The organism is Vreelandella sedimenti, from assembly GCF_013416325.1.
Classification (GTDB): Bacteria; Pseudomonadota; Gammaproteobacteria; order Pseudomonadales; family Halomonadaceae; genus Vreelandella; species Vreelandella sedimenti.
Map to the genome: position 1 here is coordinate 136,141 of NZ_JACCGK010000004.1, position 23,732 is coordinate 159,872.

Annotated in this window: 24 protein-coding genes; 18 read left to right on the plus strand and 6 right to left on the minus strand. The window is 53.8% G+C overall.

Features of this window, described 5'->3' with window-relative positions; all coding sequences use genetic code 11:
* Window positions 1-76 precede the first annotated feature (76 nt).
* On the minus strand, window positions 77-796 hold the full coding sequence (locus HZU72_RS05565; protein ID WP_180090913.1) for a GntR family transcriptional regulator: 720 nt from the start codon (window positions 794-796) through the stop codon (window positions 77-79).
* Between the two features lie 221 nt (window positions 797-1,017).
* Here HZU72_RS05565 and HZU72_RS05570 point away from each other — a divergent pair, with 221 nt between their 5' ends.
* The 7 genes from HZU72_RS05570 to HZU72_RS05600 all read left to right on the plus strand — a co-directional run bounded on the left by HZU72_RS05570 (window position 1,018) and on the right by HZU72_RS05600 (window position 7,693).
* Window positions 1,018-1,860 (plus strand): ABC transporter ATP-binding protein, encoded by an 843-nt coding sequence (locus HZU72_RS05570; protein WP_180090914.1) that lies wholly within the window; start codon window positions 1,018-1,020, stop codon window positions 1,858-1,860.
* Window positions 1,861-1,908: 48 nt separating this feature from the next.
* Window positions 1,909-2,691 (plus strand): class II aldolase/adducin family protein, encoded by a 783-nt coding sequence (locus HZU72_RS05575; RefSeq protein ID WP_180090915.1) that lies wholly within the window; start codon window positions 1,909-1,911, stop codon window positions 2,689-2,691.
* Window positions 2,692-2,726: 35 nt separating this feature from the next.
* Window positions 2,727-3,584: a TauD/TfdA dioxygenase family protein gene (locus tag HZU72_RS05580; protein WP_180090916.1), complete on the plus strand. Its 858-nt coding sequence runs from the start codon at window positions 2,727-2,729 to the stop codon at window positions 3,582-3,584.
* An 84-nt stretch (window positions 3,585-3,668) separates the two neighbouring features.
* Window positions 3,669-4,694 (plus strand): ABC transporter substrate-binding protein, encoded by a 1,026-nt coding sequence (locus HZU72_RS05585; protein ID WP_180090917.1) that lies wholly within the window; start codon window positions 3,669-3,671, stop codon window positions 4,692-4,694.
* Window positions 4,691-5,473: an ABC transporter permease gene (locus tag HZU72_RS05590; protein ID WP_180090918.1), complete on the plus strand. Its 783-nt coding sequence runs from the start codon at window positions 4,691-4,693 to the stop codon at window positions 5,471-5,473. Before HZU72_RS05585 ends, HZU72_RS05590 begins: the two co-directional genes overlap by 4 nt.
* A 10-nt stretch (window positions 5,474-5,483) precedes the next feature.
* Complete coding sequence (locus tag HZU72_RS05595) at window positions 5,484-6,230, plus strand: ABC transporter permease (protein WP_180090919.1); 747 nt, start codon at window positions 5,484-5,486, stop codon at window positions 6,228-6,230.
* Window positions 6,227-7,693, plus strand: a complete 1,467-nt coding sequence (locus HZU72_RS05600) for an amidase family protein (RefSeq protein WP_180090920.1) — start codon at window positions 6,227-6,229, stop codon at window positions 7,691-7,693. The genes HZU72_RS05595 and HZU72_RS05600 overlap by 4 nt, the downstream gene beginning before the upstream one ends.
* Before the next feature lie 34 nt (window positions 7,694-7,727).
* Here the strand turns inward: HZU72_RS05600 and yccS are convergent, their stop codons facing one another.
* Window positions 7,728-9,938: a YccS family putative transporter gene (gene yccS, locus HZU72_RS05605; protein ID WP_180090921.1), complete on the minus strand. Its 2,211-nt coding sequence runs from the start codon at window positions 9,936-9,938 to the stop codon at window positions 7,728-7,730.
* Window positions 9,939-10,109: 171 nt separating this feature from the next.
* Between yccS and HZU72_RS05610 the strand changes: the two genes are divergently transcribed.
* The 7 genes from HZU72_RS05610 (at window position 10,110) to epsC (ending at window position 16,914) form a co-directional block, all read left to right on the plus strand.
* The gene (locus HZU72_RS05610) at window positions 10,110-10,928 is read left to right on the plus strand and encodes a DUF3100 domain-containing protein (protein ID WP_027958724.1); all 819 of its coding nucleotides are present in this window, start codon (window positions 10,110-10,112) and stop codon (window positions 10,926-10,928) included.
* Window positions 10,915-11,409 (plus strand): hypothetical protein, encoded by a 495-nt coding sequence (locus tag HZU72_RS05615; protein ID WP_180090922.1) that lies wholly within the window; start codon window positions 10,915-10,917, stop codon window positions 11,407-11,409. Before HZU72_RS05610 ends, HZU72_RS05615 begins: the two co-directional genes overlap by 14 nt.
* Before the next feature lie 10 nt (window positions 11,410-11,419).
* Entirely contained in the window at window positions 11,420-12,577 is a 1,158-nt protein-coding gene (locus HZU72_RS05620; RefSeq protein WP_180090923.1) for a M20 aminoacylase family protein, read from the plus strand.
* Window positions 12,578-12,710: 133 nt separating this feature from the next.
* Entirely contained in the window at window positions 12,711-13,640 is a 930-nt protein-coding gene (locus HZU72_RS05625) for an NAD(P)-dependent oxidoreductase (RefSeq protein WP_235975997.1), read from the plus strand.
* Window positions 13,640-15,190, plus strand: a complete 1,551-nt coding sequence (locus HZU72_RS05630) for an aldehyde dehydrogenase family protein (RefSeq protein WP_180090924.1) — start codon at window positions 13,640-13,642, stop codon at window positions 15,188-15,190. Before HZU72_RS05625 ends, HZU72_RS05630 begins: the two co-directional genes overlap by 1 nt.
* A gap of 75 nt (window positions 15,191-15,265) precedes the next feature.
* Window positions 15,266-16,141, plus strand: a complete 876-nt coding sequence (locus HZU72_RS05635) for a VOC family protein (protein ID WP_180090925.1) — start codon at window positions 15,266-15,268, stop codon at window positions 16,139-16,141.
* A gap of 11 nt (window positions 16,142-16,152) precedes the next feature.
* Window positions 16,153-16,914 carry a serine O-acetyltransferase EpsC gene (gene epsC / locus HZU72_RS05640; protein ID WP_180090926.1) on the plus strand — a complete coding sequence of 254 codons (762 nt, stop codon included), beginning with the start codon at window positions 16,153-16,155 and terminating at the stop codon, window positions 16,912-16,914.
* Here the strand turns inward: epsC and HZU72_RS05645 are convergent.
* The 4 genes from HZU72_RS05645 to HZU72_RS05660 form a co-directional block, all read right to left on the minus strand.
* On the minus strand, window positions 16,911-17,825 hold the full coding sequence (locus HZU72_RS05645; RefSeq protein ID WP_180090927.1) for a LysR family transcriptional regulator: 915 nt from the start codon (window positions 17,823-17,825) through the stop codon (window positions 16,911-16,913). The two genes, epsC and HZU72_RS05645, sit on opposite strands and share 4 nt — an antisense overlap.
* Window positions 17,826-17,904: 79 nt before the next feature.
* Window positions 17,905-18,261, minus strand: a complete 357-nt coding sequence (locus tag HZU72_RS05650) for a hypothetical protein (RefSeq protein WP_180090928.1) — start codon at window positions 18,259-18,261, stop codon at window positions 17,905-17,907.
* On the minus strand, window positions 18,261-18,533 hold the full coding sequence (locus HZU72_RS05655; protein ID WP_007112276.1) for an HU family DNA-binding protein: 273 nt from the start codon (window positions 18,531-18,533) through the stop codon (window positions 18,261-18,263). Before HZU72_RS05655 ends, HZU72_RS05650 begins: the two co-directional genes overlap by 1 nt.
* A 108-nt stretch (window positions 18,534-18,641) precedes the next feature.
* The gene (locus tag HZU72_RS05660; RefSeq protein WP_180090929.1) at window positions 18,642-19,832 is read right to left on the minus strand and encodes an NAD(P)/FAD-dependent oxidoreductase; all 1,191 of its coding nucleotides are present in this window, start codon (window positions 19,830-19,832) and stop codon (window positions 18,642-18,644) included.
* A 137-nt stretch (window positions 19,833-19,969) separates the two neighbouring features.
* On the opposite strand from HZU72_RS05660, the gene HZU72_RS05665 reads away from it, so the two are divergent.
* The 4 genes from HZU72_RS05665 (at window position 19,970) to phoR (ending at window position 23,575) form a co-directional block, all read left to right on the plus strand.
* Complete coding sequence (locus HZU72_RS05665; RefSeq protein ID WP_180090930.1) at window positions 19,970-20,545, plus strand: chorismate--pyruvate lyase family protein; 576 nt, start codon at window positions 19,970-19,972, stop codon at window positions 20,543-20,545.
* 35 nt (window positions 20,546-20,580) lie between these two features.
* Window positions 20,581-21,471: a 4-hydroxybenzoate octaprenyltransferase gene (gene ubiA / locus HZU72_RS05670; protein WP_180090931.1), complete on the plus strand. Its 891-nt coding sequence runs from the start codon at window positions 20,581-20,583 to the stop codon at window positions 21,469-21,471.
* Between the two features lie 125 nt (window positions 21,472-21,596).
* Entirely contained in the window at window positions 21,597-22,286 is a 690-nt protein-coding gene (gene phoB / locus HZU72_RS05675) for a phosphate regulon transcriptional regulator PhoB (protein WP_009286297.1), read from the plus strand.
* Window positions 22,287-22,288: 2 nt separating this feature from the next.
* On the plus strand, window positions 22,289-23,575 hold the full coding sequence (phoR, locus tag HZU72_RS05680; protein WP_180090932.1) for a phosphate regulon sensor histidine kinase PhoR: 1,287 nt from the start codon (window positions 22,289-22,291) through the stop codon (window positions 23,573-23,575).
* Window positions 23,576-23,732 lie beyond the last annotated feature (157 nt).

Consider the following 23,732-nt stretch of genomic DNA (forward strand, 5'->3'; position numbering starts at 1 on the left):
CTTGCTCCATGTTTCCAATTTGATTTATTGGTATACATGTTTGTGCAAGTTGCATGCCAAGCTGTTTCTAGCTGTGCTAGCGACCAAATTGGGCAATGAAATCGATCAAGTCCTCTCCCAATAACGTCAAGTGACCTCGCATAGCATTGTGTGCTGCTTCTGCATCATGCTGAAAAATCGCTTGCATGACTCTCTCGTGCTCCTCAATTGTACTGGCTATGCGTTGCGGCAAGTTAGTTACTTGACGACGATAAGCGCCAACGCGATTACGCAGGCTGTGGGTCTGCTCTTCCAGAAAGGTGTTGTGCGATGCAGTATAGATCAACTCGTGGAACTCAAGATTGACCTGATAAAAGAGATCGGGATCGGGGGTTGGCGCCTCGCCGATTTCCACTAGATGCTGATGAATTTCGGCCAGACGCTGGCGCTGACATGTAGTAATACGGCGCGCTGCCAGGCGAGCACACAGCCCTTCAAGCTCAGCCATTACTTGGAACATTTCCAATAATTGATTGACTCCAATCTCTCGCACGATAGCGCCTTGACGACCACGCAGCTCTACCATTCCAGAGGCGGCAAGGAGCCGAAACGCCTCTCTGACAGGCGTTCTAGAGACTTGATATCGGGCAGCTAATTCCTTTTCATCGAGCCTTGTTCCGGGAGCTAGCTCACCGACGGAAATGGATCTTTCCAAGTGGCGTCGTAAATTTTCTCCTAACGTCTCTCTTTCCCTCTCTTTTCCCACGATACGCTCATCAATGGTGCAGTTTAGACCGTCTTCAGCTCGATTTTGCATCAAAATGTTTCCTTTTTTATTAACTGGGTATACCTATATATGTTTATTGTATTCAAGTTTGATTTATAAAAGCACTGAAATTTATTAATGAAATGCTACTGCGCTGGACTTAAAAGCACAGCTGTCAAATAAATGCGACAAAAAATAAGATTTTGGCATGCATAGTGCATCAGTCTAAAAAAGCTTCGCGTCATTGCAAGCGCAACGTCAGGAAAGGTGTCATGACTACAAACAGTGCCGCTATTAGCGAAGGTTGGGTGGAGTCGGTAAGCCCTCGGGCTGTCACTAAAGGGAGTTCAATACTAGGTCTGCAAAACCTTACTAAGCGATTTGGTGCCATTACCGCCTTAGAGAATGTTTCCGTCGATATCAACAAGGGCGAGTTCATTACCGTCATCGGTCCAAGTGGCTGCGGTAAAAGCACGCTTTTCAATATTGTAGCGGGCCTTGACTCACCTGATGACGGCCATATCGCTCATCATAGTCGCGCTATTGATGCAAGGGAGTTGCTTGGTCAGGTCGCTTTTATGCCGCAGCAAGATTTACTACTGCCGTGGCGAACCGTACTGGATAACGCCATTCTGGCTATTGAGCTCGAGGGTACACCCCGTGCCAAGGCACGAGCGCAGGCATTAAAAATGTTACCGGAGTTCGGGCTAAAGGGCTTCGAGAAACACTACCCTCATCAGCTCTCTGGTGGTATGCGCCAACGTGTTGCGCTTATGCGTACTTTTCTTTTTCGACGGGAACTGATGTTACTCGACGAGCCGTTCGGCGCACTCGATTCGCTGACGCGTTCAATGATGCAGCGTTGGCTGTTGGAGATTTGGCAGCATCACGAACGTACCGTTCTATTTATTACCCACGACATTGATGAGGCCATTTTCCTCGCTGACCGCGTGCTGGTCATGTCGGCTCGCCCAGGTCGGGTCAAGCTGGAACAACGGATCGATCTGCCACGCCCCCGCCGGGGCGATATTGTAACCAGCGAGGAGTTCATGGCAATCAAACGGCGGCTACTGGCTGAAATTGAAGAAGAAAGTATGAAGTCTTTTGCTTCATAGCACGGTTTGCCTTAACGCTCTCCATTCACCGAAATAGCGAGATGCCTGATGAGTGCTGATATACCCAGCCAACGCCGCAAAAGTATCGACGACGCTGAGTGGCAGACACGCGTGGATCTAGCCGCCTGCTATCGTCTGATCGCCCTGTTGGGGCTCGACGATATGATCTACAACCATATATCTGCGCGGGTACCGGGAAAGCAGGACGAATTTCTGATTAACCCATACGGCCTTCTATTCGAGGAAATCACTGCTTCAAGTCTGGTCAAGATCAATCTCCAAGGAGAGAAGCTTGAGCAGTCTCCTTACGACGTCAATGTAGCGGGATTCGTTATACACGGTGCCATCCATGCCGCTCGACACGATGCAATGTGCGTGCTGCACACCCATTCTGATGCCAGTACCGCTGTGTCCACTCAGCAAAATGGTTTGCTGCCATTAAGTCAGTTCGCTATGCGTTTCTATCGCCGTCAAGCGTTCCATGACTATGAAGGTGTAGCCATTGATATGGACGAGCAATCTCGGCTAGTTAGCGATCTTGGGGAGTGCCCCGTGATGTTGATGCGCAATCACGGCGTATTGGTACTCGGCCGCACACCTGGAGAGGCCTTCATGCTGCTCTATTACTTCGAGCGCGCGGCCCGTATTCAGCTGGATATTCAGGCAACCTCGGCAACTGCCGGAGCAATGGTTCTTCCTAGCCCAGCAGTTTGTGAAAAAGCAGCTCTTCAATTTTGGGAGCAGCAGGGAGACATTCTGATCAATGGGGAGCGCGAATGGCCAGCACTGCTGCGTAAGCTGGAACGCGATTGCCCTGATTATCACCACTAAGCTAGACCCACATTGCATTTAGGGAGAAAAAATAAATGACACTGAACACTACCCCTCTAACAGCAACATTTGGCATTGAAGTTCATGACTTGGATTTGAGTCAGCCCCAACCCGATGGTGTTATTGATGAGTTGCAATCGGCGCTCAATCATTATTCCGTCATAGTGTTGCGTGACCAGCGGCTAGAGTCGGCTCGTCATGTCGAACTCAGTCGCCAGTTTGGGCCCTTAATGGTACATGTACTAAAGCAATTTCTGGCCACCGGTCATCCTGAAATTTATGTGCTGTCCAATGTTTCCGAGAATGGTCAGCCGATAGGCAATCATAAAGAAGGTTGGAACTGGCACTCGGATCTTTCCTATGTAGAGGAACCTAGCATGGGATCGTTACTCCATGCGATAGAAGTACCTCCTGAAGGAGGCGATACGCTGTTCGCCAGTATGCATGCCGCTTACGATGCGTTGTCATACGCCACCCAACAACGCATTAAACAACTCTCTGCGGTTCACTCCTATGTGGGGTACTACGCTAAAGCCTTCGCTGATCGCACCCCATTAAGTGATGAACAGCGTGCTAAGACGCCCGATGTTATACATCCATTGGTCCGTGCTCACCCCAGGACTGGGCGCCCCTCGCTCTATGTCGGCCAAGACATCATCAAAGAAATTGTTGGCCTGCCTCCTCAAGAGAGTCAACAGCTCTTAGACGAACTCAATCAACACGCCATTCGTGATGAGTTCGTCTATCGCCATCGTTGGCAAGCGGGCGACCTAGTGATATGGGACAACCGTTGCACCATGCACTGCGCGACTCCCTATGACGACAATCGATACCGTCGCGTTATGCATCGAACTACCGTCAAGGGTGATCGGCCTTTCGCCTCTTGTGAGTGACATCAAGCCGAGTGAGAAAACATGCAACCATAACGATGGGGATAGGCGCCTTTGAGGCACCCCGATTAATGGAGTAAAGTCACAATGAAATCCACTATTTCCAAATGGCATAGGCTGAATGCTGCACTGGCCGTGATCCTTCTACCAATCATCTTCTCTCACAGTGCGACTGCGCAGACGCTGACGGAAGCCAGCGTGAGGCTCAAGTGGCTTCCCCAAGCTCAATTCGCAGGATTTTATGTTGCCAAGGAGAAAGGCTTTTATATAGAGAACGGCATCGATCTGACGATCAACCCTGGTGGTCCAAACGTTCTGACTGAAAATCTGGTAGCCACAGGCAGTGATACCTTTGGTCTTGCAGGTGGGGCTCCCAGCGTGATTTCTTCGCGCGAAAATGGACTGCCGGTGGTGGCAATTGGCTTGGGCACCCAACAGACAGACTTCGTTTTTGTTGCCAAAAATGATGGGCCAGTTGAAACCATTCAAGACTTCAAAGGCCATAGCGTCTCAACTTGGTTTACCGGTGCAAACCATATCTTGTCTGCCATGCTGGCAGACCAAGGCGTCGATCAAGATGATGTCAATATTCAACCGCAACAAGTAAGTGTCACACCCTTTGTAAATGGCAGTGTCGACGTAGTAACTGCGACTTGGTACAACGAACTCAATACCATTAGAAATGCTGTTGGCGAGGAGAGTTTGCGCTTTTTTATACCCGAGGATTACGGCATATCCATCCCACGTGACGCCCTGATTACATCGGAGCGGACGTTGGCCAATAGTCCCGAGTTAGTCACACATTTCGTTGAAGCGACCATTCGTGGATGGAAATACGCTTTTGACCATCCAGACGAAGCCATTGATATTGTTATGCAGCAGTCACCTACGCTCGAACGTGATCATCAGGAAACCATGCTGGCCGAAATGCAGCGGCTCATGACAGCAGATGCTGCTCAAGACCATGGTCTTTACTGGCTTGATCGTGAAAAGCTACTCAAGACCCACGATTTATTACGCAGATATGATGTCATTAGTAGCGATATTGATATTGATAGTGCATTTAATATCAGCATCTTAGAGTCTATCCCGCTAGCGGATCGCATGCCATGAAAGCGTGGATCGCCCCGATTATGCGGGGGAATTCGTTCCGCCTAGCATTAGGCGTGTTGGCGATGGCATTGGCTTGGCAGCTCAGCGTAGTGTTATTTAAAGTGCCTGTTCACTATTTGCCAAGCCTACCTCTGATTGCTGAGCGTTTGAGTCATTATCCGGATCCTTTCATCGCCGGTTTTATTCGTACTGCTAGTGAGATGTTGATTGGGCTTGCCGTAGGAACGCTGTTTGGATTGTTGAGTGCTGTCATTATGCAGCGTTACCGAATGGTGCGTCACTTGTTACTGCCGCTCTTTATAATCTCGCAGACGATTCCTGTCATCGCCTTCGGAGCTATCGTGGTGATGTGGTTCGGAAATTCGCTACTGGCCAAAGCCGTCATCGCCTTTTACCTAACGTTCTTCACCATTACTGTCAATACGCTGGCTGGCCTCGATAGCGTCGACCCGAAGCAGATCAGTCTGCTGCGAAGCTTCGGAGCTAGCAACCAGCAACTACTCTGGCGTTTGCAACTGCCTTCAGCGTTACCTGCTTTCTTCACGGGGCTCAAGCTAGCGGTAGCCACGAGCTTATCCGGCGCGGTCGTTGGTGAGTGGTTTGGCGATACCACTGGGTTGGGTGTTCTGCTACTGCAATCAATGTACAACGAGGACACCATCTCCCTATGGTCGGCCATCTTACTCGTTGCGTTGCTAGGCTCGGTTTGCTTTGGTGTTGTTGCTGCGATCGAAAAAAGAGTCCTGTTTTGGCAACACAAGCAGGATATCAACCATTGAGGAGCGGGTCATGAGCCAGTCACAGAGTGGGCGCTTATGGGGATTAGTCAGCGTCTTGGGGTGTCTCGTTATATGGGAAGTCAGTGTCAGGCAATTAGATATTCCCAGTTATTTACTACCACCTTTTAGTGACATCGTCATACAGGTATCTCAGAATTTTCCGAGCCTGATGAGTGCCAGTGCAGCCACACTCTCTGCGGCGCTCTCCGGTTTTGCAATCGGCACGCTAGCTGGTCTCTTGCTAGCGATTTTACTCACATTCTCACCCGTGATGCGGCAGTCACTGCTTAGCATTATTGTTGCTATCAATACGGTGCCTATGGCTGCCTATGCGCCATTGGTCATACTATGGTTCGGCGTAGGGATGGAGTCGAAAGTTGTCATTGTTGCTTGTGAAGTGGGGTTTACTGTGCTGCTTGGAGCACTAAGTGGCCTCGCTCAAGTTGATCGCCGTAGCATTGATCTATTAAGTAGTTTCGGTGCTGGGCGGTGGAAGATTATGTGGTGCCTGCGCCTGCCAACTGCACTACCGGCCATAATGACGGCGCTACGCCTTTCTACGGTACGCAGCATTATTGCCACAATTGTGGTGGAAATGCTTGGTTCATATCTAGGACTGGGATGGACGCTCTATCAATCCGTTGTCATGAGCAACTTTTTGACAGTGTGGTCGGCGATTCTGCTGGCATCCGTTATCAGTTTGCTTTTTTTCGCCTCAGTCGCCTGGATTGAGCGGCGCGTTGTATTTTGGCAATGATGAATAAAAATAGTAGTTATTGGCTATCTCAAGGCGCCTGGCAACAAGTTGCGGCAGTCAAAAATGGGCATTTCAGTGCTCGAGCTTTAGTTGAGGCGAGTCTTGTAGCTGCGGAAAAAAACTGTGCTCTTAATGCAATCATTTCGCTTGACCCCAACGGTGCACGTGATACGGCTGACCGTCTTGATCGAGGGAGTGATAAAAGCGTTGCACTACCACTGGCCGGTCTCCCAATTGTTGTTAAGGACAACATTGCGAGTGCCCGTTTACCGACGACTGGCGCGACGCGAGCTTTACAACGCTTCCAAGCTAATCGCAACGCTCCCTCTTTACAGCGTTTACTGGATGCGGGTGCCATTCTAATTGGCAAAGCTAATTTGCATGAATTGGCCTCAGGTGCTACTTGCGTTGGCACTTCCTCCTTTCCTGGAAGCGTTCGCAATCCCCACGCCCTCCACTGTTTTGCTGGGGGCTCTTCTGGAGGCACCGCTGCAGCAATAGCTTCGGGTATTGTCAGTGCAGGGCTAGGCACCGATACCGGTGGTTCGTTACGGATTCCAGCGGCACTGACCGGCATTGTTGGATTTCGCCCCACCCATCATCGGCTTTCAAAGCAATGTCGCTATGATAGTCGAGGCCTGCTGCCGATCAGCCCTCATCATGACACCGTTGGGCCAATGGCGCGCTCGGTCTCAGATATCCGGCTACTGGATCATGTGCTAAGCGGTAGACCTATGGCGAAAGGGCGGGCAACGCTACGTGGAAAAAGGTTCGGGATTTCGAGTTGGGCGTGGGAACCCATGAGCGAAGAAGTCCGCATACCTATGTATCGGGCGCTGGAGCGCTTAGCTCAAGCTGGGGTCGAACTGGTGGACATTGATCTGAAAGAACTCGACGTACTCAATGAGAAAGTTTCTCCAATCATTAATCTCTACGAACCATTAGCTTCAATACCTGACTTCTTACGTGATTATGGACGTGAGCTCTGGATGCGAGAGTTAACGCTCGACGTTGTCGTCGAACAAATGGCAGGGCAAGAGGGACGCGATATGTTTGAGCGCACGCTAGCCGGTGCGACTGCTCAACAATATACGGAAGCCATATCCCGTCACTCTCCGGCCTTAACTCAATATTTCGTGCGGAAGTTTCGCGATCACCGACTTGATGCTATATGTCTTCCCACCACGCTATTCTCCGCACGGGAAATTGATCGACCCGCCGACGAATGTTTGAAGATTGGTGAACGAATCGTCAGCCGTTTCGAGGGCTATATCCGCAATACCACGCCGATCAGCAGTGCCGGATTACCCAGCGTATCAATACCAGGCGGCAATACTGATGTTGGGCTACCTGTAGGGTTGGAACTGGCAGCCAATCTAGAAGAGGACGAAGAGCTTCTGGTATTGGCTGAGAGTGTTGCTCAGTATTTGAGAGAGGTCGTTGACACCCCACTTCCTGGGTAAGTGTCAACTTTGACGGTTACTAAGAGTATAGTGGTCAAGTGTTTGAGGCCCCTGTGCTTTGTCCCGCTACTTCACTTCCCACCAATCGATTAGCAGCCTCGCCCAGCGGGGCGAGCTGCTCGGTAATAAGGCGCAGCTGGCTTTGGATAGGGCGGTAGAGCGTGACGGCTTTTTCATCTGCTGATAGCGCACTTTTCTCATCTAACTGGGCTAATAACTCGGCAACTTGATCCGCCAGTGGCTCAACCGGCTGGCGCTGGTTTAATCGCTCGGCGATTTGTCCCAGCAGCTCACCAATACGTTTTGCTACCGGCACCAGCGTGGCATCGTCTTCATCGTCTGCCAATTGGTGGCGATGAGCGCCCAGTGCAGAAAGGTGGCTGAGCAGGGTATTGGAGAGCACTAAAAAGCGCAGCCCGTTGTCCGCGTCCAATTTTCGGTAGTGCCCCGGCTCATGGAGCATATTGGTCAGCAGGGTGGAGAGCGCTGCATCGGCGTTATGGGCATTGCGCCGCGCTAGGCGATAGGCCAAGTCATCCTGCTTGCCTTCCTCGTACTGGTGGATAATCTCCTCCAGGTAGCGGCGGTGGTTATTGAGCGCGTTGGCGGCTTCGCGATAAAGCCTGCGGCCCTGCCAGTCGGGCAGAATAAAAAACACCGCTAAGCCCGCAATCAGTGAGCCAATCAAGGTATCGAGCAGACGCGGCAAAATCAGGTTAAAGCCATCGCCTACCTGGTTAAAACTGCACAACACCAACAGGGTGATGGAAGCGGTGGCGATCACGTAGTGTTTTTCGCGGTTAGCGAAGAACGAAACCCCGGCGGCCACGGCAATCATGCTCTGCACCAGCGGGTGCGGAAAGAGACTGATCGACGCCCAGCCCACTACTAGGCCAAGTACCGTGCCCATTATCCGCTGGGACAAAAACCGCCGTGTGGTGGCAAAGTTGGGCCGGCAAACAAACAGCGTGGTCAGCAGAATCCAAAAGCCTTGCTCGGGGTCGATCCACTGCATCAGCCCATAGCCGGTCGTGAGGGCAATGGAGAGCCGCACTGCATGACGAAAAGTGGGGGAGCCGAGAGTAAAGTTTAGGCGCACCCGCTTCCACGCTTCCTGCAGACTCGACGGTGAGCGGTCATACAGTGAACTGTCGCGCCGCTCATCGCTGACGCCGGGATTGTGGGCGCTGGCGAGCTGATTCTCCAGGGTGGCCAGATTCTCTGCCAGCGCGCTCAATGGGTAAAGCAGCGGGCGCCACTCGGGCTTGCCACGGCCGCGTAGGTTCTCAATTGAGGCGTGCAGGTCGGCCAGCGCCTCTTCGCTCTGCTGATGATCAAACGGCCTATTGAGTAGCAGCGATTTGGCTAGCTGACGGCAGGAGCGCCCCTGTTGATCCAGCAGCCGCTGGCAGCGAAACAGCACATCGTGGTGGAAAAAGGCCTTGCTGAGCGCGCTGTAGGGGTAATGGGTGGAGCTGGCGCGTTCGTGAATATCCTGGGCGATAAAGTAGATACGCAGGTAGCGGTTGAGTTTTTGGTCACCACGCTGGCCTTCAAGCCGCCTAAAAATCATCTCTTTGGCTTGATTGAGCGCAGCGACGACTTTGCCGTTCTGGCGCGCCAAGGCTACCCGACGCGCTTCCACATCGACACCGCGCACCGGTTCAAACAGCGCCGATTTCAGTATCAGAAACTCACCCAGCGCTTTGTACACCCGTGCCATGCTCTGCTTGACCGGTTGGCGCGAAAACAGTGCGCACCATACCACTGAAATTAGCCCATACCACACCGCCCCAGCCAATAGCAGCAGTTGGCGCGCCGCCACGTCTTCATCCACCCCGCCGTGCTGCTCGATGTTGATCATCGAGTAGATCGAGAGTATTAGCGTGCCGGAAGCGATGGTGGCATAACGCTGTCCGATAGCACCGAGCATGATCAGGCAAAAGGTCGAAAGCCCCAGTCCCACTACAAATAGCCACGGCCAGGGAAATAGCCACTGCACGATAAAGGACGCTGACGTAAAACACACCAGCGTTACCAGCAGTGCTTGAAGACGGCCTTGCCAGCTGTCGTCAGTTTCAGACAGCGCACAGGCGATAATGCCGAGGAAAAGCGGAATGACTAGCGCCACATCGCCCATTAAGCCGCTAAATAGCAACGCACCGCTGAACGCTATAAAAACGCGCAGGCTGTAGGCGAATTTATCGAGAGTCCAAAGGCGCCGTAGCGGCAAAGATATGGGCATAAAAGCTCTTATAGATGGCTGTTAGACTTTAGTATAAATGCGTAGGCGTTGGATGTCGCTACTCAGCACTCAACGTTTGAGTGTTCTAAAAAATAGCGCACTAAAGCCCTATGATTGAAACAGTAACCTTTCGATACTCGGAGTGACTCTAAAAAAAACAGGGACACTCCTATGGATATCAAACTGCTGCTGGACTGGCGTCTTCACCTTACGGTGATTGTGACGTCGATGTTTGCCGAGTGGGTCGGCATCGTACGCATCCCCCTCGGGCCTGGAACACTGTTGTTATTACCGCTGCTCTACGCCTTTGTGATTGGCGTTCTGTTCAATCCTCATCTTTTTTCGGCAATGGGCAAGGTCATTCCCAAGCCGGTCAGCAATGCTGCGGGCCCGATTATTCTCATCGCGATCCTGCCGTTTATCGCCAAGTTCGGTTCCACCATTGGCCCAGCGATCGAGCAGATCATCGCTGCCGGCCCTGCGCTGATTCTCCAGGAACTGGGTAATCTCGGCACCATGCTCATAGCGCTACCCTTTGCAGTATTAGTCCTCAAAATGGGGCGTGAAGCGATCGGTGCCACTTACTCTATCGCCCGTGAGCCCAATATTGCCATTATTTCAGACCGTTACGGGCTGAGAAGCCCTGAAGGTATCGGTATTATGGGCGTTTACGTAGTGGGCACCATGTTCGGTACGCTCTACTTCGCCTTAATGGCGGGCTACATCGCCTCGCTGGATATACTCGATATTCGTGCTTTGGCCATGGCCTGTGGGGTGGGAAGTGGCAGTATGGTGGCGGCGTGTTCGGCAGCCTTAGCCGAAGCGGTACCTGCATCCAAAGACGAACTACTCGCCTTTGCCGGGGCAAGCAACCTGCTTACCTACGCCACCGGTCTGTATATATCGCTATTTATCGCGCTACCGATCACTGAGTGGATGTACAAGCGCTTAAAAGGCTCGCGCCAGGAGGTTAGCCATGAAAACTCATGAGAGCCCAGTCGATCAGTTCGATGCTGAGGCGTTAAAAGAGCTACGTCCCGAAAATCAGCTAGGTAAAACCGCGTTGGTACTGGCAGCAGTGTGTGTGGCTGCATGGTTTAGCAATATCGTTAACGGTTCGCCTTTATTAGATGCGCTGCCCGGCATGTTGATTCTGTATGTCATGGTCATTATCGGCTTGGTAGTTGGGCGGTTTTGCCCTTTTTACCTGCCCAGCGTGGCCTGGGTGTCGCTGATCAGTATTATCGCGACGCTGCCGTTCTTCCCAGGTAATGGGTGGATCATCGCACGGCTGGCTGAAGTAGATTTCCTGGCAGTGGTCACGCCGGTACTGGCCTACGCAGGGCTGGCGCTTACCGGGCGTGAGTTTGCCATGTTCAAGCAAACTGGCTGGAAGCTGGTGATTGTGGCCCTGCTGGTCTTTACCGGTACCTTTATTGGCTCTGCCGTTGTCGCCCATGTGATGCTTTAAGGACAAGACGATGACTGCTTCAGTAGACTTACCGGATAACGCAGAACTAAAAGCGTGGCGCCATGATTTTCACCAGCACCCGGAAACGGCGTTTGAGGAGCACCGCACCAGTGCGCGTATTGCCGAGCTGCTGACTGAGTGGGGATTTGAGGTAACCACCGGGATTGCCGGAACGGGTGTGGTAGCTGCTCTGGATGGTCAACAGGGTGAAGGCAAAACCATCGGCCTACGGGCCGATATCGACGCTTTAGATATAAGAGAAGAGACGCAGTTGGACTACGCCTCGCAAACGCCCGGCAAAATGCATGCCTGTGGCCACGATGGCCACACAACGATGCTATTGGGCGCTGCCTGGGCGTTAAAGCAGCAACCGGATTTCAAAGGCCGGGTGGTCTTTATCTTTCAACCCGCCGAAGAGAGCGCCGGTGGCGGGCGGGTGATGGTCGAAGAGGGGCTGTTTGAGCGTTTTCCCATGGACACCGTGTACGGCCTGCACAACTGGCCGGGTCTGCCCGTAGGCGTCGCAGCGGTGCACGATACCGACGTCATGGCCGCTTTCGACATCTATAGCCTGACGCTGACTGGCAAGGGCTGCCATGCGGCGATGCCCCATTTAGGTACTGATACGGTTTTGGCGAGCTGCCAACTGATCAGCCAACTGCAAGGGCTAGTGAGCCGTGAAACGCCGCCGGACAAATCTGCCGTGCTGAGTATTACCAGTATTAACGCGGGGGATACCTTCAATGTGATTCCCGAACAGGTGGCGCTTCGCGGCACGCTGCGCTGTTTTGATATGGCGCTTAAAGAGCACCTGGAGGCACGCTTTAAGCAGGCGATTGCCAGCTTGGCGGAGTTTCACGGTTTAACCGTTGAGCTGGACTATCAGCGCTGCTACCCCGCCACTATCAATACCCCTGAACACGCCCAGCAGTGCGCTACGGTGCTCGAAAACTTGCTTGGCAGCGACAACGTGATTCGCAATCCGCCGCCAAGCATGGCGTCTGAGGACTTCTCGTTCCTGCTGGCCGAGCGCCCAGGTGCCTATATCTGGATGGGCAATGGCGAGGAATCCGCTTCGCTTCATAATCCGCACTATGATTTCAACGATGCATTGTTGCCGTTGGGTGTGCGCTACTGGGTGGAGCTGGCAAGGGCACTGCTCGTCTAAATCGTCACCTTTTTCTTAACAACAATTTCTTAACAACAAGCGTTATTCGCTCTCTGATGCCCACTGGGTAGGGGAGCGTCTACCCCGAACATGGCGTCTTCATACTCAACAGGGCGTTCAAGGAGCATTTACGATGTCTTCAACTAGGATCTCTTCAACTATGGTGTCCTCAACAACAGCGTTATCGATCGTGGTCATTGGTTTGGGGCAGATGGGCGGCAATATGGCGCTCACCCTCAAAGCAGCAGGGTTTGAAGTAACGGGTAGCGATGTATTTGAGCAAGCGCGGTCGCGTCTTGCTGCTCAAGGATTAACCGTTGTGGCTCCCGAAGAACTACCCGCAAGTGACGTTTACCTGCTGTCGTTGCCCACCTCTGCTCATGTGCGCGAGGTGATTGAGCAATCGCCAAGCCTGCTTGACCTTGCGCCGAAAGGTAGCGTGATTGTCGATACCTCCACCAGTGACCCTGCCGTGACTCGTGAACTGGCCGAAAAAGTAACCGCAGCGGGCCTTCTATGGTTAGATGCCCCGGTCAGCGGCGGCCCGAAAGGCGCTGCCAGCGGCAAGCTGGGGATGCTGTTGGGAGGCGATGAAAGCACTATCGAACGGGTATTACCGATGCTGGAAGCCATGTCGGCCAAGCGTACCCATGTGGGCGGCCCGGGCAGCGGCCATGTGGTCAAGCTTGCCAATAATTACCTCTGTGCCGCGCACTTGTTAACCACCGCCGAAGCCGTTGCTATGGCAGCCAAGGCGGGCGTTGACCCCGCGGCCTGCTTGGCGGGCCTTAACAGTGGCTCTGGGCGCAGCGCGGTCAGCGAGGTGAACTTCCCAGAGTGGGTGTTGAGTGAGCGTTTCGATTCAGGCTTTACCACTGGTCTTATGCGTAAGGATTTACGTCTGGCCCGGGATGCCGCTGAGCAGCTGGATATCCCCTCGCCGCTGTTACAAGCCGTGGTCGATGCCTGGCACGCGAACCCTGAACAACCAAGCGATAGAGATGACTTTAACCATATCACCACGCCGATATTAGCGCGTGCCAGCCAGGCGGAGGAGCAGTAATGAACGCACTTAGCCAACATGCCCAAGATCACCTTACTTCGCTGCTCGAAGGTTTTGGATTAACGGCCACCACACTGCTGAGTAACTGGATTGATGGCGGTCTAGCGGCAGGAGAGGAGGACGTGATCACCCTGACCAATCCGGCCACCGGCGAAACACTGGTGAACTATCGCGATGCGGGTGCTGGACTGATTGAGTGTGCCACCCAAGCGGCACAGCGAGGCCAACGTGAATGGATGGCGCTAACCGCCAGCGAACGCGGACGGCGCATGAATGCAGCCATACGCGGCCTGGCGGGCCATGAAGAGGCGCTGGCTCAGCTGGAAAGTGTGGTGGCCGGTAAGCCGATTCGTGACTGCCGGGCTGAAGTAGACAAAGTACGCGAGATGTTCGAGTACTACGCGGGCTGGTGCGACAAGCAGCACGGCGAAGTGATTCCAGTGCCTACCTCACATCTTAACTATGTGCGCCATGTACCTTACGGCGTGGTGGGGCAGATTACCCCTTGGAATGCCCCGATGTTCACCTGTGCCTGGCAGTTGGCCCCGGCTATTGCGGCCGGTAACGGCGTAGTACTGAAGCCTTCTGAGCTAACGCCCTTCTCATCGGTGGTGATTGCCAAGCTACTCGAAAGCGGCGGGCTTCCTAAGGGGTTGATCAATATCGTCAATGGGCTGGGCAAGTCGACCGGCGCAGCGCTGACCGATCACCCCGCCATCAGCAAGCTGGTATTCGTGGGCTCTCCCCAGAGTGGCCGCATGATTGCTGAAGCGGGCGCGAGGCGGTTGGTACCCAGCGTGTTAGAGCTGGGGGGCAAGTCCGCCAATATCGTGTTTGCCGATGCCAAGCTCGATGAAGCCGTCGCGGGTGCCCAGGCGGCCATTTTTGCCGCTGCTGGCCAGAGTTGTGTGGCGGGCTCACGGCTGTTGATTGAGCGCCCGGTGTTTGAGCAAGTCACCAGCCGTTTGGCGCGGGCGGCGGAGCAGATTGCGGTGGGCCTGCCTAGCGATGAAGCGACCCGCATGGGACCTTTGCAGAATCGTCGCCAATTTGAGCAGGTCACCCGCATGATCGACGCCGCAGTAGCCGCTGGCGCGCGGCTGCTAACGGGCGGTAAACGGCCAGAGGGGTTACCTGATGAGGCTCAGGGCTATTTTATCGCCCCTACCGTGCTGGTCGATGTCACGCCGGAGATGGAGATTGCTCAACAAGAAGTGTTCGGCCCGGTGCTGGTGGCGATGGTCTTCGACAGTGAAGCTGAGGCCATTCAACTCGCCAACGAGACCCGCTTTGGCTTGGCTGGCGCCGTTTGGAGCCAGGACGTAGCGCGGGCGCATCGCGTAGCCGGGCAACTGCGAGCTGGCACGGTGTGGATCAATAGTTACAAGGCGATCAGCGTGATGTCGCCGTTTGGTGGCTTTGGTGATAGCGGCTTCGGCCGCTCCAGCGGCTTGGATGGCCTGCGCGAATACACGGTGCCGCAAAGCGTCTGGGTGGAAACCGCCCCCGAAGCCAGCGTGGCGTTTGGTTACGGTAGCGGCGTTGGCTGATTGCCCCATGACACCTGAGGATATTGATCTAATTTGCTGGAGCGTTTCGCTCCAGCATCGTGAGGAGTTACTGCAATGAGCTTTGGCATTGATCATCCCTTAGTCGCGGTAGCCGATTTAGATGTGGCAGCCGAGCGCGCGGCAGCATTGGGTTTTACCCTCAATCCGCGCCACAGCCACCCCTGGGGTACCGATAACCACTTGCTGTTTTTACACAACAATTTTATTGAGTTGATTGGTATTGCCCATCCAGAGCTAACGGCTTATCGGGATAGCAATGGCTTTCAATTTGCAAAAGTGGTTGAAGAACGCTTAGCCATTGGCGAGGGGATCGCCATGGTGGCATTAGAAAGTGAAGCAATGTCGACGGATCATGCGCTGTTGACTGCGCGTGGTTTTGAAGGCAACTCGCCTATTGAGTTTCGCCGTATGGCGCATCTCTCCAGTGGGGATATAGAAGTGGGCGTAGCGTTAAATATCCTCCATGACCCTGAGCATCCATTTCTTACCCAGTTTCTTTGCCAGCAATTGCGCCCAGAGCTGTTTCGCACAGACCCCACTCTTGAGCGGCACGCCAATACGGCGACGTCTATTACCGCTATTTGGTATGTGTCAGATAGCCCTGTTCGAGATGTGGAGCACTTTCGTCGAATCCATGGCGATGACGCGATTCAAACGCAGATGGGAGGCTTTAAAATTCACACCGAGAAAGGGGTTTGCCATTTATTAAACGACTGGGCAATAAGCGAGCACTTTGAGGGGTTGGCAGGGCTTCCGTCAGAGCCCGCCAGAGCAGTGGCGCTGACACTGGCCTGTGAAGATATGGCCGTGGCGATGAGCCACTGGCAGGAGCACTCGCTACCTTTTGTGTCACTGAACGCACACGAGGCTGATATACCGCCGGAGGTGTTAGGTGGAACAGTGCTGCGTTTTTCTCAAACCACCGTGTGAGAACACTAATAATGACCGCGACCTCAGATTTAGGCGCCCACGCCTTTAATGACCATGGCGCGCTTTGGCGGGAGATTCAGACAGCCGCCCTTGAAGCATCACGCTCGCAGCCGCTATTAGCTGATTTTTACCGCAATGCTTTGCTTGATCATAGCGACTTTGCTTCGGCACTTGCCGTCGTTATCGCCGGGACGCTTTCATCTACCCATATATCATATGCATCTGCACTGGCTGAGATACGCGCTGTGCTTACGGAAAACCCGCTGATCGTTGAGTCTGCCCTGGATGATTTGTGGGTGTTACTAAAAGAAGATGCCGCCATCCCAGAGCCTTTTACACCGTTGCTCTATTTTTCTGGTTATCGGGCACTGCAGTGTCATCGTGTCAGTCATGTTTGGTGGACAACGGATAAGAAAAGTATGGCGAGCTACTTGCAGTTTCGCTGTAGCTGTACCTTTAGTGTGGACATACACCCTGCTGCACGCATTGGTAAAGGCATCTTTATCGACCATGGTGTGGGCATTATTATTGGCGAAACAGCCGTGGTGGAAGATGGTGTCACTATTTTTCAGGGGGTCACATTAGGGGGCACGGGTAAGCTTCAAGGTGATCGCCACCCCAAAATACGGCGGAAGGCTTTTTTGGGTGCAAACGCCATTGTACTCGGCAATATTGAAATTGGTGAGGGCGCGCGAATCGGTGCTGGCGCCATTGTCACAAAAAGCGTAAACGCTGGAGCGACAGTGGTGGGGCTGCCTGCGACTGCGCGCTAATTCACATCGCGGAACGCCTGCATCCAGCGCTGCAGGTGGCGTAGCAGCAGAATGCTGGCCTTGGGCTGTTGGCGGCCTACGCGCGTGACCATGTGGGCCTGGGAGCGCTGAAAAAGCGGATTATCTACCGGGCGCGCCACTAACGTACCGAGCTCTAAATCGTGGGCGACGGCAAAGGCGGGCAGTAGGGTAATGCCCATGCCGCTGCGCACATATTGGGCCAGAATCACCATTGAGTTGGTGTTCATCGCCATGCGCGGGACTATGCGTGACTGCTGAAATGCTTGGTCGACCATTTGACGTACCCCATGGGTGGTGTCCCACATGGCCATGGGCAGGTCGCTAAGCTGGGTAAGCGTGAGCGGTAACGTTTGGCTGGTTAAGGGGTGGTCAGGCGGTAGAATGGCCATGAGTGGCTGAGGAGTAGATGACCAGAAACGCAGCTGGGGATGGGTACGCTCATGGAACATCAAGCCGATATGACTGTGATCGCCGACAATGGCGTCAATAATGCCCGAGGTGCCTGCGGTATGGATATCGAGCTGAATGCCCGCATAGCGTTGGGTAAATTCATGCAGTGGGGATGCTACTAGGTCACTGACAAACCCTTCACCGACGGTAAGTGATATCTTGCCGGTTTCCATGCGCTGGTAGGATTCAAGTGACGCAATAAACCCTTCATCAAGGGCGCCGCGGCGCTCGCAGTACTCAAGCAGCATTTCGCCTACCGGAGTAGGCGAAATGCCGTCGCGCTGACGCTCCATAAGCGTCGCTCCCAAGGCTTCTTCCAGCAAAGCAATTTGCCGGCTTACCGCCGAGGGAGCGATATCCAAGCGCGCCGCTGCGCGGCGCACGGAGCCAGACTCAAGGGTAACGCGAAAGTAAACGAGGCGTTGATGAGGTATGTCCATCGATAGCTTTTATACCTCTACCTTGTTTTAGCCTAAATTTATTTAATCTAAGCCGCTACCCTATGCCAATTGTAAACCGCTACAAATACTTGAGTAGTTTTTGCAGCTTATTCATATCGGCGGAATCACCCACTAAGCGCACGTCGCCGTTTATCATGCCGTCGAGAAAGGCCTGCTGGGTTGGCTTTTTGAGCACTTTCAAGGCGGTATTCTGATCACGGAAGCGTAGCTCAAGATCTAAGTCTACAGGCAGCCCTTTGCCGGTACTGATACTTTTCGGCGTCATCCGGTAGTGGCGGGCAATACTTAGATCTTCCGTGGCAATCCCCCAGTCCAGGCCGCGCATGCGTTCTAACTGTTCACGAAAGCGCGGCTTGCGGCGCAGGGCACGTTTGAGCATTACGCCCAGCAGCCACAGCGTCAGCTTGAGCTTCATTAGGAAACGGCGTCCTTAAGTCCTTTGCCTGGCTTAAAGGCAACGTTTTTGCTGGCCGGAATCTGCAACGGGGCACCGGTTTGCGGATTTTTGCCGGTACGTGCTGCGCGCTCACGTACCGTGAAGGTACCAAAACCAATCAGAGCGACATCTTCGCCCTTAGCAACGCTGTTGGTGATCTCATCCAGAATAACGTTCAGCACTTGGCCGGCTTTATCTTTGGACAGGTCGGCACTTTCAGCGATGGCTGCAGCGAGTTCAGGTTTGCGCATAAGGAATCTCCCCTTTTTAAAAGAAATCAAACATCAAACAAATGCATGTTGTTGGGTGCGTAGCCGATTAGGTTAGCTTCTCTAGCCTAGTCGTGAACGCGACGAAAATCAGCCTAGCAGCGCAGGTGCTGCTCTGGAAAGCTCCACTTTCCTTCTCACGCAGCCGCCTGTCAACGCAAAACCAATCAAACGACCGTCTTTATTTTCAGCCAAGGCACTGATATCACCGCCTTCGCCTTCAATTCGCCAGCGCTCAGGCGTGTTCGTTGGCGGGTAGGCCACTACTGGCAGCAGCGGCGTTTTAACCACTATCGGCCAAGCACCGAAGCTAACCGGAGTGGGCGCGCCTGCAAGGGTTGCCGCCAGCGCCTTAGCGCTGGCTTGTAGCGGTTGCACGTACATGGCATTAACACCGTCTACGCAGGCTGCATCGCCCAGGGCGTAGATATTGGGGTGCGATGTACGTAACTGACGGTCAACGACTATACCGCTAGGTGATACGTTTAAACCAGCCGATTCGGCAAGTGCCGTGCGGGGTGTAAGGCCGGTTGCCATCAACACGAGATCAGCGCTGACAGCGTCGCCGTTATCCAGGCGCAATACGATGTCTTCACCGTTTTCGGCCGCTATCGAATCAATCGAACGTGCAAGGTGAAGATGGATTCCTGCTTCGCTAAAGGCATCGCCTAGGGCGTTCCCTAAGGGCGGTGGCAGCAAGCGAGGAAGTAGGGTTCCTTCTGGGGCAATGAGTCTGACGCGATGTCCGCCAGCGTGGAGGTCGTTGGCAAATTCACAGCCGACCAGCCCTGCGCCAACAATCGCCACCCGTGCAGGGCCCTGGCCTAGCGCCGTGTGAAAGCGGCGGTAGTCGTCTAGGTCGTTAATGGTAAAGCAGCGTTGGGCTATGCTGGGCTCAATGCTGAAGGGCACCCGGGGTGCAGCGCCAGTGGCCAGTACCAGTGCGTCGTAGCCGAGCACCATGCCGTCTTCAAGAAGAATTGTTTGGTTATCCACATTCAGTGCGGTTACCTGGGTGTGGATAACCATATGGGCATTTAGCTCTTCACCCAGGTCAGTCGCGCTGCGCTGGGCTAATTGTTCGGGCGCGAGGCCCTTGGCGAAGCCGGTGGAGAGCAACGGCTTGCTGTAGTCATCGCCGCTGTCGGCGCTCACCAGCATGATTGAGCGTTGATCCCCCTGGCGGCGCAAGGCCCGGGCAAGGCCAATGCCTGCCATACCAGTGCCAATAATCACCAGCTCAGCGTGCGAAGACGTTTTCTGTGTTTGGGTTGCGGGCATGCAGACACCAAAAAAGTTGCTAAATAAGGTTGCGAAAAAAGAGGCGCTAAACCGAGTCGTTAAAAAAGTCGCTGAAACAAAAGCCTTTCAGTGCCCATGTTACACTAGCCAACCCGTTAATTGCCCTGGAGAACTCGGTGACGGCTGCTGCTTTTCGGCAAACTCCTCTATTTTCCCGCTGGCGCCCGATTGATGCGGCGCGGCCTGCGATGAGTGCTTCCTGGTGGCAGTGGGTTGCCTCCACCGACTCGTTAACCGCCCGCTTAATGGTCGCAGGTGGCGACAAGCCGTTTCGAGTACGGCTGCTGCGCCAGGGCATCGGTTGGCCGCGCCAAGATGAGGCTCAGGCGCTGAGCATTGATGCCAAGCGTTACGCTTGGCTGCGGGAAGTGGCGTTGTGCTTAGATGAAACGCCGTGGGTGGTAGCGCGCTCGGTCGCTCCGCTCTCACAGGTAAAGGGCCAACGGCTAGAGTGCCTGGGCGAGCGCTCGCTAGGTAGTTGGCTATTTCGCCAGCCGGGTTTAGTGCGTGGGCCGTTGGAAGTCACGAATCATTCCCCCCTGTTTGCTAGCGTCAACGGCATACAGGAAGGCTGTGCCTGGGGAAGGCGCTCCGTTTTTTATCACGGCTGTAAGCACGGCAGTCTGTCGTTATTAGTGCAAGAGTATTTTTTGACGGCGATGGCGGATGATCTTGGCCTGCCTTCGCGCTAGGCTAGCGCCTGCATCTTATTCTTCGTGAGGTAAGCATGGATCGTTCACTGTTGCGGCCGAAGGGATGGGCTCGCGTGGCAGATTTTTTACAGCTGATGCGCTTGAATCGGCCGATAGGCACATGGCTTTTGATGTGGCCGACGCTGTGGGCATTATGGGTAGCTGCGGAAGGTGTACCAGGGCGAAATGTGCTGCTGATTTTTGTGGCCGGCGTTTATGTGATGCGTGCCGCGGGCTGTGTGGTCAATGACTATGCGGATCGCCACTTTGACGGCCATGTGAAACGCACAAAACATCGTCCGCTAGCGGCAGGCCGTATCAGCGAAACCGAAGCCCAACTACTGTTTATCGCCCTGGTGGCCGCTGCGTTTATTCTGGTATTACTGACTAACTGGTTTACAGTACTGCTCTCGCTGGGCGGGGTGTTGCTGGCGATTATTTATCCGTTTATGAAGCGCTATACCCACTTTCCTCAGGTGGTGCTGGGCGCGGCGTTTTCCTGGGCAATACCGATGGCTTTTGGCGCCGTGCTCGGCCACGTGCCGCTGGAAGCATGGCTGCTATTCTGCGCTAATGTGTGCTGGACAGTGGCCTACGATACCCAATACGCCATGGTCGATCGCGACGATGATTTAAAAATTGGCATTAAATCGACGGCCGTGCTGTTCGGAAATGCGGATCGTTTGATTATCGGCTTACTCCAGGTAGCCACCCTGGGGTTGCTGGCCTGGGTAGGTTGGCGAGTTGGTTTAGGTGGTTTCTTCTGGTTAGCGCTAGCGGCAATGGCGGCGACTTTCCTACATCAGCAGTGCTTAATTCACGCTCAGGAGCGGAATGCTTGCTTCCAGGCGTTTCTCAATAATCACTGGTCGGGACTGCTGATTTTTGCCGGTATCGCACTAAGTTGGTGGCCTGCGGCGGGCTAATTTCTATGAATGTCATATAATTGTCATCAAGTCATGGTGTTATCGTCACTGACATGTCATTGAACTGTTTATCTTTGAACTGTTTATCTTTGGACTAGTTTCTTTGAACACCGTGAGGCTCTGGTATGACCGCCAAGACCGTTCTGATTGTCGATGATGAGGCGTCGATTCGCGAGATGATCGCGGTAGCGCTGGAAATGGCTGACTATCGCGTGCTCGAAGCGGATAACGCCCAGGATGCCCATGCCATGGTGGTCGACCACCAACCCGATTTACTGCTGCTGGACTGGATGATGCCCGGCACTAGCGGTATTGAGCTGGCAAGACGCCTAAAGCGTGAAGAAACCACCGCCGAAATCCCGATTATTATGCTCACCGCGAAAGGCGAAGAGGATAATAAAATTCAGGGGCTTGAAGCCGGTGCCGATGACTATATCACCAAGCCTTTTTCACCCCGGGAGTTGGTGGCACGGCTAAAAGCGGTGCTGCGCCGTGCGACACCGCGTGGTGTTGAAGACCCGATTGAGATTAACGGCCTACTGCTTGATCCGGTGAGCCACCGGGTAAGCGCCCACGGCAAAGCGCTGGAAATGGGCCCCACCGAGTATCGTTTGCTACAGTTTTTTATGACCCATCAAGAGCGTGCTTACACACGCAGCCAACTGCTTGACCAAGTGTGGGGCGGCAATGTTTACGTTGAAGAGCGCACGGTTGATGTGCATATCCGCCGCTTGCGTAAAGCGCTGGGTGACGTGCATCAAAACCTGATCCAAACGGTTCGGGGTACCGGTTACCGTTTCTCTGCACGGGTGTAAATGTGCGTTTATGGAGTCGTGAGCTGTGGCGAATAGCGTGGCTGGCCACGCTGGGCACTTGCTTGGGCTGGCTGTTGGGCTCGGCTGGGCTGGGGCTCGCAGCAGGGCTTGCGGGATGCCTGTTTTACCACTTGCGACAGTTACGCGAGCTCTACCTATGGCTCACTCTCCACCCTAACGATGAGCCACCTGCCGCTAGCGGGATGTGGGGCGAGCTATTCGATCGTTTATACCGCTATCAAAAAAGTCAGCGAATCACCCAAAGCCGTCTGCGGGCTACTTTGGCGCGTATCCAAGAGTCGTCTGAAGCAATGCGTGATAGCGTGGTCATGCTTGATCGCCACGGTGATCTGGAATGGTGGAATAGCGCCGCCACCGCCATGTTGGGGCTACAAACCGCCCATGATCGTGGTCAACACATTACCAACCTGCTGCGCGACCCAGGCTTTATCAGCTACTTTAATGCGCGTAACTACAGTGAGCCGTTAACGCTCACCTCGCCGATTGATGAGCGGCGAATCCTGCAATATCAAATTACCCTCTACGGTGACGACGAGCGCTTGGTGATGGCTCGCGATATCACGCGCTTGCATCGCCTTGAGCAGATGCGGCGCGACTTTGTCGCTAACGTTTCCCATGAGTTACGTACGCCGCTGACCGTTCTCTCTGGCTATTTAGAAACCTACAGTGATATCTCCGACCAGCTTCCGCCACGCTTGGGACGTAGTATTCAGCAAATGCAGGAACAGACCCAGCGGATGCAGAATCTGGTCAACGACTTATTGCTGCTCTCGCGCTTGGAGATTGACCAGGGCGGTAAAGACCATCACCCGCTGTCACTGGAGCCTTTACTGCAAAGCGTTTGCGATGATGCGCTGGCCCTATCGCATCAACGTCATACCATTACCGTCGCCCTTGAGAGCGATGCCCGACTGTTAGGCAGTGAACAGGAAATTCGCAGCGCCGTCTCTAACCTTGCCTTTAATGCGGTTCGCTATACGCCAGCAGGCAGCCAAATCACCCTGCGCTGGAAAGCTAGCGCTACTGGCGGCGGCTATATCGATGTGGAAGATAACGGTGAAGGGATTGATCCCGTTCATATTCCCCGACTCACTGAACGCTTTTACCGTGTTGATAAGGGGCGCAGCACTGCGACTGGTGGCACAGGTTTAGGATTGGCGATCGTTAAACACGTTCTGTTGCGTCACGATGCACAACTACAAATTGAGTCCCTCCCCGGCAAGGGTGCGTTGTTTCGCTGCGCCTTCCCCTCCTCGCGTCTCGTTTAAATTAGCAAAATGTCCCATCGCATAATATTTGTAGAAGTGTGCAATATTGGCATGCAAGGTTAGTAAAGCTTACTCATGTGTCATTTTTATACAGATTAAAGCGTTGTGTAGTGACTCAGCTGATGTCTTTTTGGCCTATCTTTTTTAATTAAACTGC

Coding starts and splice junctions, on each gene's coding strand:
- HZU72_RS05565 (WP_180090913.1), bottom strand. CDS start 796: ATGCAAAATCGAGCTGAAGACGGTCTAAACTGCACCATTGATGAGCGT.
- HZU72_RS05570 (WP_180090914.1), top strand. CDS start 1,018: ATGACTACAAACAGTGCCGCTATTAGCGAAGGTTGGGTGGAGTCGGTA.
- HZU72_RS05575 (WP_180090915.1), top strand. CDS start 1,909: ATGAGTGCTGATATACCCAGCCAACGCCGCAAAAGTATCGACGACGCT.
- HZU72_RS05580 (WP_180090916.1), top strand. CDS start 2,727: ATGACACTGAACACTACCCCTCTAACAGCAACATTTGGCATTGAAGTT.
- HZU72_RS05585 (WP_180090917.1), top strand. CDS start 3,669: ATGAAATCCACTATTTCCAAATGGCATAGGCTGAATGCTGCACTGGCC.
- HZU72_RS05590 (WP_180090918.1), top strand. CDS start 4,691: ATGAAAGCGTGGATCGCCCCGATTATGCGGGGGAATTCGTTCCGCCTA.
- HZU72_RS05595 (WP_180090919.1), top strand. CDS start 5,484: ATGAGCCAGTCACAGAGTGGGCGCTTATGGGGATTAGTCAGCGTCTTG.
- HZU72_RS05600 (WP_180090920.1), top strand. CDS start 6,227: ATGATGAATAAAAATAGTAGTTATTGGCTATCTCAAGGCGCCTGGCAA.
- yccS (WP_180090921.1), bottom strand. CDS start 9,938: ATGCCCATATCTTTGCCGCTACGGCGCCTTTGGACTCTCGATAAATTC.
- HZU72_RS05610 (WP_027958724.1), top strand. CDS start 10,110: ATGGATATCAAACTGCTGCTGGACTGGCGTCTTCACCTTACGGTGATT.
- HZU72_RS05615 (WP_180090922.1), top strand. CDS start 10,915: ATGAAAACTCATGAGAGCCCAGTCGATCAGTTCGATGCTGAGGCGTTA.
- HZU72_RS05620 (WP_180090923.1), top strand. CDS start 11,420: ATGACTGCTTCAGTAGACTTACCGGATAACGCAGAACTAAAAGCGTGG.
- HZU72_RS05625 (WP_235975997.1), top strand. CDS start 12,711: ATGTCTTCAACTAGGATCTCTTCAACTATGGTGTCCTCAACAACAGCG.
- HZU72_RS05630 (WP_180090924.1), top strand. CDS start 13,640: ATGAACGCACTTAGCCAACATGCCCAAGATCACCTTACTTCGCTGCTC.
- HZU72_RS05635 (WP_180090925.1), top strand. CDS start 15,266: ATGAGCTTTGGCATTGATCATCCCTTAGTCGCGGTAGCCGATTTAGAT.
- epsC (WP_180090926.1), top strand. CDS start 16,153: ATGACCGCGACCTCAGATTTAGGCGCCCACGCCTTTAATGACCATGGC.
- HZU72_RS05645 (WP_180090927.1), bottom strand. CDS start 17,825: ATGGACATACCTCATCAACGCCTCGTTTACTTTCGCGTTACCCTTGAG.
- HZU72_RS05650 (WP_180090928.1), bottom strand. CDS start 18,261: ATGAAGCTCAAGCTGACGCTGTGGCTGCTGGGCGTAATGCTCAAACGT.
- HZU72_RS05655 (WP_007112276.1), bottom strand. CDS start 18,533: ATGCGCAAACCTGAACTCGCTGCAGCCATCGCTGAAAGTGCCGACCTG.
- HZU72_RS05660 (WP_180090929.1), bottom strand. CDS start 19,832: ATGCCCGCAACCCAAACACAGAAAACGTCTTCGCACGCTGAGCTGGTG.
- ubiA (WP_180090931.1), top strand. CDS start 20,581: ATGGATCGTTCACTGTTGCGGCCGAAGGGATGGGCTCGCGTGGCAGAT.
- phoB (WP_009286297.1), top strand. CDS start 21,597: ATGACCGCCAAGACCGTTCTGATTGTCGATGATGAGGCGTCGATTCGC.